Source organism: Pseudomonas syringae, from assembly GCF_002157375.1.
Taxonomy (GTDB): domain Bacteria; phylum Pseudomonadota; class Gammaproteobacteria; order Pseudomonadales; family Pseudomonadaceae; genus Aquipseudomonas; species Aquipseudomonas syringae_T.
Genome location: NZ_MTSA01000004.1, coordinates 259,751 through 277,169 on the forward strand (window position 1 = coordinate 259,751; position 17,419 = coordinate 277,169).

Consider the following 17,419-nt stretch of genomic DNA (forward strand, 5'->3'; position numbering starts at 1 on the left):
CCGACCGGCAGCGTCATGGCGCTGCCGACTGGCGAGGCCGTCTGCACTGTGGCGCGCGCAGAAACCCTTATTTGTTGATCGTGATCACAGCGGCGTTCTGCAATGACCGATGTTTATCCACTCGCTCGTAAATATCTATTGGCCACCTTGGCAACTCAAGCATACTGTCCGGCTATTCGCTTGACGCCAAGGATCCCGGCAATGCTCTGAACCTTCCCTTACGAGTTTCTCTCATGAAAAAACCGGTTTCTCTGGCAACGCGTATCGGCCTCGGGTTTGCCGCCGTCGTGTCGCTGCTCATTTTGATCACGGCTGTCGGCATCCAGCGGGTAGGGTTTATCGACGCCACGCTGGAGGACGTCGGGGAGAATGCTGCAAAGGTTCAGCGTTACGCGATCAACTTCCGAGGCAGCGTACACAACCGGGCGATTGCCCTGCGCGATGCGGTGCTGGTCAACAACGATCAGGACCTCGCATTACACCTGGCAGAAATGACCCGGCTCGAAAAAGACTATGTCGACTCGGCAGTGCCGATGGACCAGCTGTTTTCCAGGCCCACCGTAAGTGGCGAAGAGCACCAGTTGCTGCGCAGCATCAAGGACATCGAACAGAAAACCCTGGCGTCCACGCGAGACGTGATCGCCTTGCGTCGTGCGGGTGACATTGCCGGCGCTCAGGCGCTGCTGCTGCGTCAGGCGTCCGGTGATTACAGCGAATGGCTGAAACGGGTCAACGCGCTGATAGACCACGAAGAAGCCGCGATCAGGTCGCAACTGGACGAGGTGCAGGCAACGGCCAGCCAGTTTCGTGGCTTGATGCTCCTGGCCACGGCTTTCGCCGCTCTGCTGAGCATTATGCTGTCGGTGTTCATCATCCGCTTTGTCAAAAGAACCCTTGGCGCGGAGCCGACCGACGTTGCCCAGGCCATTCAGCGCCTGGCAGCGGGCGATCTGCAGCAACGCATTTCGACCGAACACCCTGACAGCGTGATGGGCGTGCTTAAAACGGCACTGGCTCGCCTCTCCGAGACCATCACGCAAGTGCGCATGGCGGCTCAGGAAGTCAGCCAGTCATCCACGGTGCTGTCAGCGGCATCCTCCACCAATAACACGCAAATCATGGTGCAGACCCGTGAAGCCGAGCAGGTGGCGACGGCGATCAGCCAGATGGCGGCCACAGTCAATGAAGTGTCCGGCTACGCGGCACAGGCAGCAGACGCGGCACGCCTGGCAGACACTGAAGTGGAAACCGGCAATCGACTGGTCGAAGGCACCACCGCCGCCATCGAACATCTGGCGACAACCCTGGTCGGAACGACGAATACCGTGGAGCAGGTTTCCCGGCATGGCGAGCAGATTGAAACCGTCATCGAAGTGATCAACTCGATTGCTTCGCAGACCAACCTCCTGGCCCTAAACGCCGCCATCGAAGCCGCGCGGGCGGGCGAACACGGTCGAGGCTTTGCGGTCGTCGCCGATGAAGTGCGTTCTCTGGCGATTCGCACCCAGCAGTCGACCCAGGAAATTCAGGCGATGATCAGCACGCTGCAAGGCGGCACCGAAACAGCCGCGCAAAACATGCGCGACAGTTGCGAGCTGGTCAACAAGGCCGTGGCCCAGACACGTGAGGCGCAGACCGCCCTGTCCAGAATCAGTCAGGAAGTCGGCGCGATCAATCACATGAACGCGCAAATCGCCAGCGCTTCAGTTCAGCAAAGTGCTGTTGCCGAAGAGGTCGCCATGAACATCAACAGTATCCATGACTCGACGCTCAAGTCAGCCAGCGGCTCTCAGCAAGTTGCAGCGGCCAGCGAAGACCTGGCGCTGCTCGCGGATCGCCTGACCCAAAAGGTGGCGTTTTTCAAGGCTGGCTGAACGTTAACCGCTCAACCTGCGCAGGTGACGCGCTTCGACCTGCGCAGCGACAACGCCACCGTGACCATCGACAGCGCGGCACAGGCCGCGCCGGTCACGATGGCAGCGGTAAAGCCCGCGCCACCGGACACCAGCCCACCGATAAACGCCCCGCCGCCAATCGACAGGTTCACCACACAGACCAACAGTGCCTGAACGCCTTCGACACGTCCGTTCGAGGCGTCGAAACACCATATCTGCGTGGTGATCGGGATCATGCCGAACGCAAATCCCCAGACCAGAATGACCGGCCACAATAGCCACGGATTGCCGACAAACAACAGCAATGCTGTCAGCGATCCCAGCATCAGCAGGGTCATGATCAGCACCGAAGTCGGTGCATTTCTGGCTGCCAGCGCCCCACCGGCCAGGTTGCCCGCCACGGCAGCGAGCCCGAAGGCGAACAGCAATACGCCCAGGGCCTGGCCTTCGATGCCCGCCGATGCCTGGACGAAAGGCGCGAGGTAGGTGTAGGCCGCGAAATGCCCGACATAAATCAGCAGCGCGGCGGCAAACATGCGGCGAATCGTGCGCTCGCCGGCCAGCGAAAGCATCTGGCTGATACCGGCGGAGCGCTCGCCCGGCAACGCCGGAAGCAATACCGCGATCAACAGGGCCACGGCGACAGTCACCGCCGCCGCTGTTTCGAATGCGGCTCGCCAACCGAAAGCTTCGCCGATCACCGTGCCCGCCGGGATGCCGGCGACCGTGCCAATCGAGACACCGGCAAGGATATACGCCGTCGCTTTCACGCCTTCCTTGCCGGGCCTTAACCGAGGCCCGAGCGATCCGGCGATGGTCCAGAACCCTCCCAGTGCGAAACCAAGCAACACCCTGCCCGCGAGTGTCAGCCAGAAATGACCCGACAAGGCCACGATCAGGTTGGACGCCAGCAATATCGACAACAGCACGAGCAATAGTCGCTTGCGGTCGACATGGCTGAACAGGGCAATACAGGAGGGTGCAGAAATCGCCGCAAGGACGCCGGGAACGGCCATCATCAGACCGGCCTGACTGACGCTGGTGCCCAGGTCATGAGCGATGTCGGGCAATAGCCCTACAGGAAGAAATTCGGTGGTGACCGTGGCGAATGAGCCAAGGGCCACACTGCCGACAGCCCACCATGAAGCGGGGGGTGTTTTGATGTTTTCAGCGGTTTCGAAGCGACTCACAACATTTCCAGAATTCAGGTGTTCGATCACTGGTCTGTCTGACCAGCGCGTGGATACCGACAACCCTAACGTGTAAGCCGGTGTTGAATCTACCTTGAAGGCATGTCACGACACGCTGCGTCGCAACAAGTGCGCGGGCATGCCCACGCGACATTGACACGAGCGTCAATGACTAAAAGAACGGGGCGAAAAATTCGCCCCGTGGTCGTCAGCTTACTTGTCTTATTTGTTGCGGGTCACTCTCCAGACCGTGTTGGCCAGGTCATCGGCGATGATCAGCGCACCGCGCGGATCGACCGTTACGCCCACTGGCCGACCGCGGGTCTTGCCATCATCACCGCGAAAACCCGTCGCGAAATCCACTGGCTCACCCGCAGGGCGGCCATTGGCAAATGGCACGAAGATGACTTTATAGCCGACCGGATTATCCCGGTTCCAGCTACCGTGCTCACCGACGAATACGCCGTCTGCAAACTTGTCACCCATCGCCGGAATGGAGAAGGACACGCCCAGTGCGGCAACGTGAGAACCCAGGCTGTAATCAGGCTTGATCGCTGCGGCGACCTTGGCCGGATTCTGTGGCTGGGCACGCGTGTCCACGTTCTGGCCCCAATAGCTATAAGGCCAGCCGTAGAAGGCGCCCTCCTTCACCGATGTCAGGTAGTCCGGCACCAGATCAGGTCCCAGCTCGTCACGCTCGTTGACCACCGTCCACAACTGCCCGGTGCCCGGCTGAATCGCCAGTGCTGTCGGGTTTCGCAGGCCGGTCGCATAAGGCTTGTGAGCGCCCGTTGCAGCATCGATCTGCCAGACCATCGCGCGGTCGATCTCGACCTCCATTCCGCGCTCGGTCACGTTGCTGTTCGAGCCGATACCCACGTACAGGAATCGGCCATCAGGGCTGACCGTCAGCGCTTTGGTCCAGTGATGGTTAATCGCTGACGGCAAGTCCGTCACCTTGGCCGGCTCGCCGCTGGCCTTGGTCTGACCGTCCTGATAATCGAAGCTGACCAGCGCATCCTGATTGGCGACATAGAGTTTGCCATTCGCAAAAGCCAGGCCGTAAGGCGCATTGAGGTTCTCGGCAAACACGGTTTTCAGTTCGTACTGGCCGTCACCGTCCGCATCGCGCAGCAGTGTCAGACGATTACCGCCTTTGACCTTGGTGTTGCCCTGGGCCTTGATGACGCTGGCGATGACATCCTTGGGCTTGAGCTTGGCCGCGCTGCCGCCCCGCCCTTCAGCGATGATGATGTCGCCATTGGGCAGCACGACGGACTGCCGCGGAATACTCAGATCGGTAGCAATCGCGGTGATGCTGAACCCCTCGGGAACGGCCGGCTTCTGATCACCCCAGGCGACAGGCTCGGCAATTTTCATGCTCGGCAACAGGCCACGTTGCGGCTCTGGCAGTTTCGGGTCCGGCCCACGTGCCTGGGTGCTGTCCGCTTCGCCACCGCAGGCGCTCAGCAGCAGTGCCATGCTCAATGCAGTCAATGCATGGATATTTCTCATTCTGCACCTCCGGAACGCAGGCTGGTCAGCCCTATCCACGTCGCAACGCAGGCCAGAAAGGTGACAATGACCGACAGGATCAGGCCGGACGGCATGACCGCCCAGGCGTCTTTTGCGTGTTCGAACGCGTTGACCAGCCCCAACACCCACGTCACCAGCAACAGCAGGAAGTACATCACAGGACGCCCGGCCTTGTGATCGGCACGAATCAGATTGGCCAACGCAAACAGCAGCGCCAGCCCGCAGAACAGCAAGCCTCCGGCGATCAGCCAAGCGGCGAAGTTGCTCCATTGAATCTGAAAGGTCTGGTAATACGCGATATCACTGAACAGTCCGCCGAGAAACAGAGGAACGGTGCCGGCCAGCAAGGTCGCGTGTAGCGGGCCTGGCGTGCAGCGATGGACGGTATGGGTGGTAACGGTCATGACGGCTCCTTATCGTTCGGCGACCCTGGATCAATGCTCAGTGCGAATGCGCTGGCCTGTCGGGGTCGCGCTGACTGCGCATAGAGAGGGATCATCTTGTCCAAGTGATAGTTCAGCGCTATTCATTTCGAAATATTTTGAAAGCGTTACAGGCCGGCTGCTGGCTTGTTCCGACGACAGCGCTCCGAGCAATAGCGCACCTCGTCCCAGCAACGCGCCCACTTCTTGCGCCAGGTGAACGGCAGCCCGCAGACCACGCAGGTTTTGACCGGCAGTTCACTCTTTTTCAAAGTGCTTCTCCGGCATCCAGCCTGGCCAGAATGTGTTCGCCCCGCTCCCACAGCGCCCGCTGTTTGGGCTCAGCCATGCGATCCAGGTTTTTATAGATGATCCCCATGCGCTGGTTACGGCGCAAAAGGTCGCCGTGACGCATCAGAAAATGCCAGTAGAGCGCGTTGAACGGACAAGCGTCGTCCGTGGTGCTTTCAGTCACTTTATAGGCGCAACCCCGGCAGTAATCGGACATGCGCTTGATGTATTGACCGCTTGCGCAATAAGGCTTGGAACCCAGGTAACCACCGTCGGCGTGCATCACCATGCCCAGCGTATTGGGCAGCTCGACCCAATCAAACGCGTCCATGTAGATTGCCAGATACCACTCGCAGATCTGCTCCGGCACGATACCGGCGAGCAACGCGAAATTACCGGTCACCATCAGGCGCTGAATATGGTGGGCATAGGCATGTTTCAGGCTCTGGCCAATCGCCTGACTCATGCAGTTCATCTTTGTTTCGCCGGTCCAGTAAAACGCCGGGAGCGGCCTGGTGTTGCCGAACAGGTTACCGCTGGCGTAGTCAGGCATTTTCAGCCAATAGACGCCGCGCACATATTCCCGCCAGCCGATCAACTGACGGATAAAGCCCTCCGCCGCATTCAATGCCACCCTGCCCGACCAATACGCAGATTCCACATCGCTGCAAAGCTGCCGCAGGTCCAGCAGACCGATATTCAATGCCGCGCTGATTCGCGCATGAAACAAAAACGGTTCATCAGTGGCCATGGCGTCCTGATAGTCGCCAAAGCCTGCCAGCCCGAAATCCAGAAAATAGTCCCACAGCGCTTGAGCATCGGCATGCGTGACGGGGTAGTCGAACGCGTCCAGCGAGCCGTAATGACTGGCGAAGCGCTCAGCCACCAGCGCCAGCACGTCGCGGGTGATGGCGTCTGCCGAAAATCGCATCGGATACGGCGCCGACACCCCTTTGGGCAGCGCCTTGCGGTTTTCAGCATCGAAGTTCCAGGCACCGCCAACCGGCGTGCCGTCGCCATTCAATAGCAGCCTGCTCTTGCGCCGCATCTCCCGGTAAAAAAACTCCATGCGCAGTTGCTTCTTGCCCTGCGCCCACGATGAGAACTCTTCACGGGAACAGAGAAAACGCGTGTCGGAATACCAATGAATCGGCAATCCGCAATCCCTGATCGATTGCTCCAGACGCCAGTCGCCGCATTCGGTGACATGCAGCTCCTGCGCGCCTAGCAGGGCCTGCCAGCGCAGCAACTCGCCCGGCACCGAACCCGAGTTCTGCGGATCATCCAGTGTGACGTACTGCACCCGAACCCCACGCCCCCGCAGCGCCTCTGCAAAATGGCGCATGGCGCTGAAGATCAGGGCGATTTTCTGCGGGTGATGCGGCACATGACTCGCCTCCTCCATCACCTCGACCAGCAGGACCGTGTCGCGCTCGGGGTTCAGGTTTTGCAGGGAGGCCAGGTCGAAAGAGAGTTGGTCGCCGAGGACGAGGTGAAGTGCGTGGGCTTGGGTCATGGTGGCGTCCGCGCCAATAAAGTTGTACCAATGTAAATTCTTGTACAAGTTTTTCCTAGCGATTTTTCACAGCCACCCTTTCCGAATCGGAAACCGTTGCCGGTTTACGCTCAGGAGTTTGACAAAAAAGGTGGGCGAGAGAGGGTCAGGCAAGGCAAAACAGGCGAATCCATCAACTGCCCTCTGAACGATCGGCAACTGGACATGTTTGAAAGCCTGAGCAAGCACAGAATCCCTGAGACATCCGGGCCAGACGAAGCCTGCAGGTTAGAAATAGTGTTTGTAGCCGCCTGACTGAAACCATTCACTTGCTGAAAGGGCCTCATACATCGGGGCTTTCCAATGGTTGGTTCTGTTCTTTCTTTCGGTAGACGCAAACCTTTTAAGGTGATCCCTTCTGTCTTCACACGTTCCCAAGTCGTCAAGCACTTCAATCATGCCTGACAGCTCTGCCGCGGCCTCTATTCCAAATCGGCGTGCGAGGTCCAGATGCTTGAAATGATTTTCCGCGCGCAACTTCAACGGGGCAGGCCATGCTTCAGGCGGCGCTGCAAAATATCGAACAGTGGGAGGCGTCGTCTTCACCAGCTCTGCAAAAACCCAAGGCTCCTGTTCGAACTTCACGCATTCAAAATAAAGATGAGACTGCTGATTGGCTTCCGTGACCGCAGAGGCACTTTTGACCTTGTTACAGTCCGTACAGGCCGGCACCAGATTAATAGGCAATATGGAGTAAGCCGGGTACCTGGCTTTGGATAAAAAATGGTCAAGCGTCGTGGCCTGGCCGAATCCACATAATGGACATTTGGCCAGTGGAGCCGAGATGATTAATTTATCGTAGTACGTGCGCGCCGCCTTCCCTTTACTCAGCAGTTGATTCGAATACAGTGACATAAACTCTTTTTTGGTCAGTGTCGCCACCACCTCTTGACCCGGCTTGGCGTGCGCACTCGACGGCAGACTGTACAGCTCGCCCGCACTGGCTTTTTCTGTATAGCCGAGAAAAAGCAGGATGATCGAATCGCGTGCCGCCTTAAACCTCTCCACCAGATCAGGGTCATCAAGACCGCTGATACAGGTATCGAACACGTCGGTTGCGTCCAAGGCGGGGGCCGTGAGTTTTTTCAAGACTCCCTCCTGCTGGCGACCATTTTTCGCAAGATGGCCTGTGCTTCAAACCCCAGCTGTTCTTTATAGTCGGCTAAAATACTTTCAAATGTCCCTCCGCGATTGACGGCCTCTTGTAAAACTTCATGGTAGCCAGACTTATTGACTTCCAGGCCAAATATTTCGCGGGTAAGAACGCCCGCATTTTCACCAAACGTTTCTCTCTCAGGGCGATCTGCTCTGCCTTCCGCTCGCAGTCGCGTGAGCTTCCACACACACGAAGCCGGTGCCTCTTGAACAACCACGGGGGAGTGAGTTGCGATAATTGCAACACCGTTGCGGTCTTGCAGCAGGTCAGAAATGGCTCTGGTGAACGCGGACAGTAAAGGGGGGTGCAAATGACTTTCAGGCTCATCCATCAGCACAAGCGTTTTTTCCTCCACCGCCTCTACCAGCTTTGTCAATGTCAGCAACACGATGGAGTGTCCTGAGCTCATCCGGCTAAAAAGCCGATGCGCTTTGACCATAGCCTCATCCGTGGGCAGCTCATTTAATTGCGCCAGGTCCATGTCTTCGAAATTGCTGTCCGACTCGAGGCGCTTGATTGCAGCCACCCACCGCTGCCGCTTGCTCTCCTGACTAAAGCAAGACTCCAGGCTTGTCATGAAATCTTCCGTCAGTGCCTCAGTCGTTTTCGGGGGGCGCTTGCCAGGCCCTTCCCCCGGGGATTGCATGCCCACATAAAAATAAGCGACGCCTTTACTTCTGTCGGGTTGATCGGCAGGAAACAGGAACGGATCAAACGCACTAAACGACACAGAAACAACACTGCTGAAATAATCCGCCGGCATGGGTTCACTGCCCAGCGAATCATTGATCAAAAATGTGCCGCAATGCGGCCTGCCCGTGGTCTCACTGAGAATGGTTTCGACCATGTCATTTAATACGGTTGTCTTGCCTACACCGTTTCGCCCAATGAGGACATGAACATTGGTCGACGGGAGGGAATGGGGCGTTACTTTAAATGACACGTCCACGCCAGCGCGCTGCTCATCCCCCGTGGTCTGGTAACTAAAATGAAAACTTGTCAGTTCAGGCTTACCGTCCAGCACACGCTTGAACTGGTCGCGGATGACAGACCAACTGACATTTCGCATCAGCGATTCGCGAAACACCTGCTCATTCTTGACGTCTTCCAGGCGCGCAGGGTCGGCGATAACATCCTTGAGGGCCTGCAAGACAGCCAACGCCGTGTCGGACGGCAGCCGTCCTTGAAGTGTTCTATAAAAATCAACGTCCTGACCCAACGAGAAAAACTCATCCCCCAGGCTGAACGTCTTTTTAGAAAACGTCTCTGACGTCCATCCGTGCGGCTGGTCCTTATATCCAATCTTGGTAGTGCCAAGCTCCGTCTTTTTAGCGTCCGGTCCGAAGTGCATCACCGTGAAACTGGTTTTGAATGAATAGTCATCCCAATTGCTTTCAACCAGTAACAAGGTGTCTGTTAAATCAGACGGTATTAAGGACGCTTTCTTTATCATCTGCACTGAAAGTTTCAACGCTATTCCTTGAACTATTAACTCCCTGATCCGCGGACTGTAACGCCAGTCGGTGCCCACCGCAACCCTGCCGATGGCACTGTACGGGTGAACCGGGGCGTCGCGCTCAAACCTGTTTTTAACGCAGCCATATTGAGCGCAACCACTTTCCGCACAGCGCCTGAGACCTTGCTCATTCACCTGCCGGAGCGATCCAGACGCTCGCCTTGCCTCGCCTGAAAATGTGAAAAATTTGTTAACTATTTGGCCGAAGCGTCTTCTTCTGGCAGAAACAACCTGTCAGACTAATGAGAACAGTTATCAACACTATTATCATCCAGCCACGGACGGCTTCAGGGAGTGTCGGGTTCATGCCGGGGCAACAATCGCAACGCCGCAACCGTTTTACACCTTGCCTGTTGGCAATGGGCATCTGGGCCGCAACAACACAACCTGCCCTGGCCGCTGAAGCGCAAACCGCAGGGGCATCGGCGACGATGGAACTGGGGGCCACAGAAATCAGCAGCGATCAGCTTGGCTCGACGACCGAAGGCAGCCAGTCCTACACCACTGGCGCCATGCAGACAGCGACGAAATTGCCGCTGACCCTGCGCGAAACGCCGCAGGCGGCTACCGTGGTCACCCGCCAGCGCATGGACGACCAGGCCATGACCAGCATCAACGATGTGGTCAGGTACACGCCGGGGCTGTATCTCGATCAATCCAGCGGGCCAGGCCGTCAGACCTATACGTCACGCGGTTTCGATATCGACAACATCATGTACGACGGCCTGCCGGCCTCGTACTCGGGCTACACGGCAGGCGTGCAGCCGAACCTGGCCATGTTCGACCATGTGGAAGTGACTCGCGGCGCTACCGGCCTGACCACCGGGGCGGGAAACCCGTCGGCAGCGATCAACATGGTGCGCAAACGCCCGACCGCCACCCCGCAGGTCAGCCTGACCGGCACCGTTGGCAGCTGGGACGATTATCGCGGCGTATTCGATGCCTCCGGCCCGCTGAACGACAGCCGCACGGTGCGCGGACGAATCGTAGGCTCTTATCAGGACGCGAACAGCTTCCGCGACAAGGAAAAAAGTGATCACGGCGTGTTCTACGGGGTGCTCGAAGCTGACCTGACGGAGGCGACGACGGCGACCTTTGGCCTGTCGCGCCAGGAAGATCAGAGCAACCTGTTTTGGGGCGGGCTGCCGCTTGGCGAAGACGGCCATCACCTGAACCTGTCACGCTCGACGTACCCCGGCACAGAGTGGGAAAACAAGAAAATACAGATCGATACGGTGTTCGGCGAGCTTGAGCACCGCTTCGACAACGACTGGAAACTGCGCGTTGCGGGCTCCGGCTCTACGCTGGACGGCGTGTTCTCGGGCACCTACCTCTCTCGCTACAACGGCCCGCTGGAGACCACCGCCTATCAATCCAGGCCTGATGAAAAACAGACCGCATTCGATGTCTACGCCAGTGGCCCGGTCGAAGCGTTTGGCCGCACCCATGAAGTGGTGGTCGGCAGCAGCAGGCGCATCTACGACAAGACCAGCAAGGAATACAGCCCCTACGACACCGGCCTGCCGATCGGCGCGCCGAAGCCAGACTTTGTGCGAGTCGGTAAAACGCACAACATCGCGACGCAGGACGCCCTCTACCTCACCACGCGCCTGAGCCTGGCCGACCCGTTGACGCTGATTCTCGGTGGTCGTCTGGACTGGTACGACTACGATGACCGCTCAGGCGACGAGGACTTCAAGGTCACCCGCAACCTGACGCGCTACGCGGGCCTGATCTACAAGCTGGATGACAGGCATTCCTTGTACGCCAGCTACACCGACATCTTCAACCCGCAGAACTATCAGGACCTGTCCGGCAAAGTGCTCGACCCCGTAGTGGGCAAGAACTATGAAGTCGGCATCAAAGGCGAGTATTTCAACGGCGCTCTGAACGCCAGCCTGGCGGTGTTCCAGATCGATCAGGAAAACCTCAAGACCGAAGCGCCGACTCAGGCAGGCTGCGCAGTGCTGACGTGCTACGACGCGGCCGGGCTGGTGCGCAGTCGGGGTATCGACCTGGAGCTGCAAGGTGCGCTGACCGAACACTGGCAAGTCGGCGCGGGCTACACCTATGCCCGCACTCACTACCTCAAGGATTTCGATCCGGCGAAAGAAAATCAGCGCTTTGACACCGACACGCCTGAGCACCTGTTCAAGCTTTCGACGGTCTACCGCCTGCAGGGCGCACTGGAGAAAATGCGCGTCGGCGGCAACGTCTACTGGCAAAGCCGCCTTTACAACGATATCGCCCTCAGCGACGGCAGCTATCGTCTGGAACAAGGCAGTTATGCGGTAGCGGACTTGATGGCGGGCTATCAGGTCAGCAAGCATCTGGACCTGCAACTGAACGCCAACAACATTTTCGACCGCGAGTACTACACCGCGATTGGCAGCAGCAGTGTGTGGGGGTCGACTGACACCTACGGCAACCCGCGCAGCTATGCGTTGACGGCTAAATACAGTTTCTGATTGCAGAACACGTCGCTATCGGGCTGGCTCGGTAGCGGCGTGAATATCAAATGGCCTGGCACCCGAACGCCTTCGCCAGGCCACCCACCCCTTTAGGCGTCAGATCTAGCGCTCTGGAATCCAGATGCCGACTCACCCAGCCGCGCTTGAGCATCAGTTCCAATAGCGCTGCACCCAACGCGCCGCCGATGTGCGGGGACCGTTCGCTCCAGTCCAGGCAGGCATAGGCCATGCGCCTGCGTTGCTGAAGCAATGCCTTTACGTCGATGCCGAGCGCCGTCAGTGCCTCGACACCCTCTTCACTGAACACATAATCCTTGCCTTGCTCGCTCAGCCAGCCGGCCTTGAACACAGCGTCGTGGACCTTGACGGCGATTTCACCCGCGCAATGGTCGTAGCAGGTTCGGGCACGTCTCAAGGCGGAAGGTGTGTTGGGCTTGAACGTCGCCGGGCTGTGTTGAGTCAGGGACAACAGCGCTTCCAGCGCTTGAGCCACCTGCGCGTTGGCCAGTCGGTAGTAACGATGCCGCCCCTGCACCAGCATGTCCACCAGCCCCTGTTCGCGCAAACGCACAAAGTGGCCGCTGGCGCTCGATGCGCCGATATCGGCGAGTGCCGCCAGCTCGGTGGCCGTGCGTGCGTGTCCGTCCAGTAACGCACAAAGCATTCGAGACCGCGCAGGGTCGGCAATCGCGCCCGCCACTGCAGCCAGTGAAAGGTCCGCCGCTTCAACATCCATAGTTCAGCCATCCCCGAAGTGTTCCTGTAGGCAGTCATCATACTGCTGCCAAATCACTTGAAGGGATTCGCCCATGCATCAACCAGGCTTTTTTGGCAGAAATGTTATCGCGGCTGCGTTTCTGATGGCCGTTTTTGGCTGGGGGATCGGCTTTTACGGTCCGCCGATATTCATGTATGCCGTGATTCAAAAAACCGGCTGGTCGCCCGCCCTGTGCTCGGCGGCGGTGACCGTGCATTTTCTGGCGGGCACGCTGATCGTCATCAACCTGCCTGCGTTATACAAACGCATCGGCCTTCCCTGGACCACCGTTTCAGGCTCGCTGACGCTGAGCCTCGGCCTCTATGGCTGGTCGATTGCCACTCAGCCTTATCAGTTGTTCATGGCCGCTGTCCTCAGCGGGTTTGGCTGGGTCACGATGGGCGCGGCCGCGGTCAACGCCGTCATTGCGCCGTGGTTCATCAACAAGCGTCCGGGCGCACTGGCAATGGCCTACAACGGTGCAAGCATTGGCGGCGTGGTGTTCACGTCGGGCTGGGTGTACCTGATCGGTAAATTCGGGTTCAGCCTCGCGACCCTCATGGTTGGCGCGCTCTCGACCGCCATGATTGCCCTGCTGGCTTTCGCTGTCTTCCGGTTCAGGCCTGAAGACCTGAGCCAGCACCCAGACGGTATTCGCCAGCTCGCCGGTGACCAGACACCCGTGCAAGACCCTGCGCCCGTCACACTGCGCAGTAACAGGCCATTCATCACGCTGGCCGCCGCCATGTCGCTCGGGCTGTTCGCGCAGATTGGCTTGATCAGCCAATTGTTCCTGCTGCTGGTGGACCATATCAGTGAACAGCGTGCAGGCCTGGCGCTTGGGCTTGCGACTGCCAGCGCCATTGCTGGCCGGTTCGTGTCCGCCAGATTGATCACGAGGTGCGCCGATCGCCGCAACGTCGCGTGCCTGAGTTATGGCTGTCAGCTTCTGGGCTGCCTGGCCATGATGTTTATCGGCACACACCCTGCCTGGGTGTGGGTCGGGATGATTCTTTTTGGCCTGGGCATCGGCAATGCGACGTCCTTGCCGCCACTGATTGCTCAGGCCGAGTTTCCACGTCAGCAGGTTGCGCGCGTGGTGACGCTGATTGTCGCCATAGCGCAAGGCTGTTATGCGTTTGCACCGGCCTTGTTCGGCGTCATTCGAGCGTTATTCAGCGGGCCGCACAGTGGTCTGCTGACGTTGACGCTGGCAGCCAGTGTTCAGGGCGTTGCAGTACTCGCGCTCATCCACGGCAGAAGACGACACGAAAACGGGCAAAAACCCTCAAAACAGAGCGACCACTCTGCTTTGAAAAAAGAATAATGATTCCGATAAAAACAAAATTATTGAATTTATATGGCTAATATAATTGATTTATTGAAATTAAAAATCACAACAGCAACTAAAATCCAGATCGACAACTAACAGAATAAACAGAATTAAAAACGGACTCGTGTACTTTAACCCCTCGTCATTCTTATTGATTACGCACGTTTGAAACTGCCGCCAGTGGCCTTCGGATTGCTGGCGTACCTGCCTGTTTGTTCAACACTTCTATTTGGAGAGTCTCCCGATGGCCAGACGCTTGCTGCCTGCCGCTGCCACTTTGCTGACCTGCCTCGTTGCGTTTTCAGTTTCAGCCGCTGACAAGGAAAACCCGCTGCCCGAAACGTCCAGCGAGCGCCGTGTGCAGGTCGATGCACAACGTGAACAGATCACCGGCGCCGACCTCGCCGCGCAGAAAACCTCCAGCGGAGCACAAACGATAGTGGATGCGCCAATCGACACCGCAGACGCCCCGGCAGGCAACGCAGAGCATTGAGCTGGGCGTTGACGTGCAAAAACATCCCCCAAGGTATTACGTAAGGAACAGCTCCGTGTCCATGATCAAACAAGGCTTGAGCGTGAGCCTGCTCGCGCTCGGTGTGGCCCAGGCAAGCACAGCGTTCGCTGTGACGCCGATGACCGGCAATGAAGTGGAAGCGCGAGTAGGCGCCATGCTCGACAACATGACGCAAGCGGAGAAGATCAACTTCTCGCGCGTCGACGATGGGCGAATGATCCCGAAACTGGATAAATTCAACCTGCAGGGCACAGTGGCTTACGACTCGGCGATGGGCGTGCTGGTCGGCGGCAAGACGTTCGGCGCGCAGTACCCGTCTCCGTCCGCACTGGCTGCAACCTGGAGCATCAACCGCGCCAAGGAATTCGGTCTGGCCATCGGCTACGAGACCCGGATCGCGGGCGGCCAACAAATGCTGTCCCCCGCCATCAACCTGTACCGGACGCCCTTCAACGGTCGCGCAGCCGAATACATGAGTGGCGAGGACCCTTTCCTCGGCGCGGTATTGGCCCCTGCCGTTACCAACGGCATTCAGGTTCAGGGCGTGCAGGCAGCGGCCAAGCATTACCTGATGAACGAACAAGAGGCGAATCGTCATTATCTGGATGTGAAGATCGACGAGCGCGCGATGCAGGAGCTGTACCTGCCCGGCTTCGAGTCACTGGTCAAGAACGCCAATATCGCGTCGATCATGTGCGGTTACAACAAGATCAACGGCGAATACGCCTGCGAAAACCATCACCTCATCACCGACATCCTGAAAGGCCAGTGGGGCTTTCAGGGCAACGTCATGAGCGATTTCAACTCGGTTCAGGACGCCTTCAAGGGCGCTTGGGCAGGCACCGATATCGACATGCCGAGCGGGCTTCAGTTTACCGAAGCCAAACTGCTGCCTTACGTCTGGAACGGCCAGTTGCACCAGAGCGTGATCGACGACAAGGTTCGCAGAAACCTGCGCGCGCTGGTCAGCTACGGCTTTGATAAAGGCATCAACAAAGCGCAGCCACTCGAACATCGCGAGTACGGCCAGTTGGCGGCACTGAACGTCGCTCGGGAATCAATCGTGTTGTTGCGAAACGAACCCGTAGGCGGACAAAAGCCCCTGCTGCCATTGTCCAGAAACGCAAGGATCGCCGTGATTGGCGATATGGCCGTGCAGCCGCCAACAGCACCGTTCGGCACCGCGTACTCGGCGCCGGCCAGCTACGTCACTGAAGTGAGCGGGTTGCAGCAACTGGCGTCAAACGCATCGAATGTCGACTACCTGCCACAGATGAGCCTGAATCCGAAGTCCTCCGTCTGGTATCAGCCAAGTGCAGACAAACAGGCGGTCAACAATACCGGGGTGAAAGCCGAGTATTACGCCAACACCTCGCTGTCGGGTGATCCGGTGGCGACCCGCATCGAGCCGGGCGTCAACCTGGACTGGATCACTCACACCAACATCACCGACAACGGGGCCGGCACGGTCAGCGGCTACACCCCTGAGGCAGGTTCGTTCTCCGCCCGTTTCACCGGCAAGATCAAACCGACCATCACCGGTGCCCATGTATTCAAGGTCCGTGCCGACGGTGCCTACAAACTCTGGATCAACGACGAACTGGTGCTTGAAGACGAAGGTGCGCAAGTCTCGTTCGACCTGATTCCGGTGGTTCCTCGCACCGTCAAAACGCCAACGCTCAAAGCTGGCACCGAGTACAGCGTGCGTCTGGAGTATCGCCGGATAAAGGGTAATTTCACCCCGGTGCTGGGCGGCATGAACGGTGTGCAGATGAGCTGGGCATCGTTGCGTCCGCCGAAGAACCTGGCGGATTACGATGCTGTCGTGGTGGCGGCAGGCAGCAACTTCGAATACGAAGGCGAGTCCCTGGACCACCCGTTCGAAATGCCGCAGTTCCAGTCCGAACTGATCAGCTTCATCCAGAAAGCCAACCCGAACACCATCGTTGTCATGCACGGCGGTGGCGGCATGGACATGCAACCCTGGGCAGACAAGGTGGCCGCGTCTCTGCACGCCTGGTTCCCGGGTCAGCAAGGCGGTCAGGCACTGGCCGAAATTCTGTACGGCAAGGTCAACCCGTCGGGCAAGCTGCCCATCACGCTGGATAAAAAGGCCCAGGACAACCCGAGCTACGCGTCGTTTTCAAACCCGGTGCCGTACTATTTCAGCAGCCCTAACCCGCCGACTGAAATGACGTACAGCGAAGGCCTGTACCTGGGCTACCGCGGCTACGACAAGAAACACACCAAGCCGCTTTATCCGTTCGGCTTCGGGCTTTCGTACACCACGTACGCGTACAGCGACCTGAAACTGTCGAGCAATGTACTGGCACCCGGCGCGACCCTTCAGGCCAGCTTCACGGTGACCAATACAGGCGACAAAGCCGGTTTCGAAGTGGCGCAACTCTACGTGCAACCGTCCAAACCTCAGGTTGATCGTCCAGAGAAAGAGCTGAAAGGCTTTTCCAAGGTTTACCTGAAACCTGGCGAAAGCAAGACCGTCACGATTGCGCTGGACTCGCGCTCGTTCGCGTATTACTCGGCCGATTCGGTGAGCTGGAACGTCGACCCTGGCAAGTTCAAGGTGCGAGTGGGCACAGACTCGGAAAACCTGTCGCTCGACAGAACAGTGGTGGCGCTCTATCCGGAAAAACTGACCACTCGCGACTCCAACCCCCTTCCACTACCGTTGCGCAAAGCAGTGCAGGTCAAGCCGGAACAGGCTTACTGATCGGCAGTCATCGGTGGTCGAAGGACCACCGGTTTCACCTGTGCGCATGGCC

General features: G+C 58.3%; 13 protein-coding genes. 5 read left to right on the plus strand and 8 right to left on the minus strand.

The window, feature by feature from the left end:
• The first annotated feature begins 233 nt into the window (after positions 1 to 233).
• Positions 234 to 1,874: a methyl-accepting chemotaxis protein gene (locus BW686_RS06545; protein WP_084915538.1), complete on the plus strand. Its 1,641-nt coding sequence runs from the start codon at positions 234 to 236 to the stop codon at positions 1,872 to 1,874.
• Positions 1,875 to 1,885: 11 nt separating this feature from the next.
• Here BW686_RS06545 and BW686_RS06550 read toward each other — a convergent pair whose 3' ends face one another.
• The 7 genes from BW686_RS06550 to BW686_RS06580 all read right to left on the minus strand — a co-directional run bounded on the left by BW686_RS06550 (position 1,886) and on the right by BW686_RS06580 (position 9,516).
• On the minus strand, positions 1,886 to 3,085 hold the full coding sequence (locus tag BW686_RS06550) for an MFS transporter (RefSeq protein ID WP_084915539.1): 1,200 nt from the start codon (positions 3,083 to 3,085) through the stop codon (positions 1,886 to 1,888).
• Between the two features lie 222 nt (positions 3,086 to 3,307).
• Positions 3,308 to 4,600, minus strand: a complete 1,293-nt coding sequence (locus BW686_RS06555) for a PQQ-dependent sugar dehydrogenase (RefSeq protein WP_084915540.1) — start codon at positions 4,598 to 4,600, stop codon at positions 3,308 to 3,310.
• Positions 4,597 to 5,025 carry a DUF2231 domain-containing protein gene (locus BW686_RS06560; protein ID WP_084915541.1) on the minus strand — a complete coding sequence of 143 codons (429 nt, stop codon included), beginning with the start codon at positions 5,023 to 5,025 and terminating at the stop codon, positions 4,597 to 4,599. The genes BW686_RS06555 and BW686_RS06560 overlap by 4 nt, the downstream gene beginning before the upstream one ends.
• A 146-nt stretch (positions 5,026 to 5,171) precedes the next feature.
• On the minus strand, positions 5,172 to 5,315 hold the full coding sequence (locus BW686_RS06565; RefSeq protein WP_084915542.1) for a DUF2256 domain-containing protein: 144 nt from the start codon (positions 5,313 to 5,315) through the stop codon (positions 5,172 to 5,174).
• Complete coding sequence (locus BW686_RS06570; protein WP_084915646.1) at positions 5,312 to 6,850, minus strand: cryptochrome/photolyase family protein; 1,539 nt, start codon at positions 6,848 to 6,850, stop codon at positions 5,312 to 5,314. The genes BW686_RS06565 and BW686_RS06570 overlap by 4 nt, the downstream gene beginning before the upstream one ends.
• 267 nt (positions 6,851 to 7,117) lie before the next feature.
• A complete protein-coding gene (locus tag BW686_RS06575; protein ID WP_084915543.1) occupies positions 7,118 to 7,978 on the minus strand; it encodes an HNH endonuclease in 861 nt (286 codons plus the stop codon).
• Positions 7,975 to 9,516: an AAA family ATPase gene (locus BW686_RS06580; protein WP_084915544.1), complete on the minus strand. Its 1,542-nt coding sequence runs from the start codon at positions 9,514 to 9,516 to the stop codon at positions 7,975 to 7,977. The genes BW686_RS06575 and BW686_RS06580 overlap by 4 nt, the downstream gene beginning before the upstream one ends.
• A 350-nt stretch (positions 9,517 to 9,866) precedes the next feature.
• On the opposite strand from BW686_RS06580, the gene BW686_RS06585 reads away from it, so the two are divergent.
• Positions 9,867 to 12,029 (plus strand): TonB-dependent siderophore receptor, encoded by a 2,163-nt coding sequence (locus BW686_RS06585; protein WP_084915545.1) that lies wholly within the window; start codon positions 9,867 to 9,869, stop codon positions 12,027 to 12,029.
• A 46-nt stretch (positions 12,030 to 12,075) separates the two neighbouring features.
• Here BW686_RS06585 and BW686_RS06590 read toward each other — a convergent pair whose 3' ends face one another.
• Complete coding sequence (locus BW686_RS06590; protein ID WP_084915546.1) at positions 12,076 to 12,768, minus strand: ArsR/SmtB family transcription factor; 693 nt, start codon at positions 12,766 to 12,768, stop codon at positions 12,076 to 12,078.
• Positions 12,769 to 12,841: 73 nt separating this feature from the next.
• On the opposite strand from BW686_RS06590, the gene BW686_RS06595 reads away from it, so the two are divergent.
• From BW686_RS06595 to BW686_RS06605, 3 genes are all read left to right on the plus strand, one after another.
• Complete coding sequence (locus BW686_RS06595; protein WP_084915547.1) at positions 12,842 to 14,116, plus strand: MFS transporter; 1,275 nt, start codon at positions 12,842 to 12,844, stop codon at positions 14,114 to 14,116.
• Positions 14,117 to 14,366: 250 nt separating this feature from the next.
• Positions 14,367 to 14,615, plus strand: a complete 249-nt coding sequence (locus BW686_RS06600; protein WP_084915548.1) for a hypothetical protein — start codon at positions 14,367 to 14,369, stop codon at positions 14,613 to 14,615.
• Positions 14,616 to 14,676: 61 nt separating this feature from the next.
• Entirely contained in the window at positions 14,677 to 17,367 is a 2,691-nt protein-coding gene (locus BW686_RS06605) for a beta-glucosidase (protein WP_084915549.1), read from the plus strand.
• Positions 17,368 to 17,419: the final 52 nt, after the last annotated feature.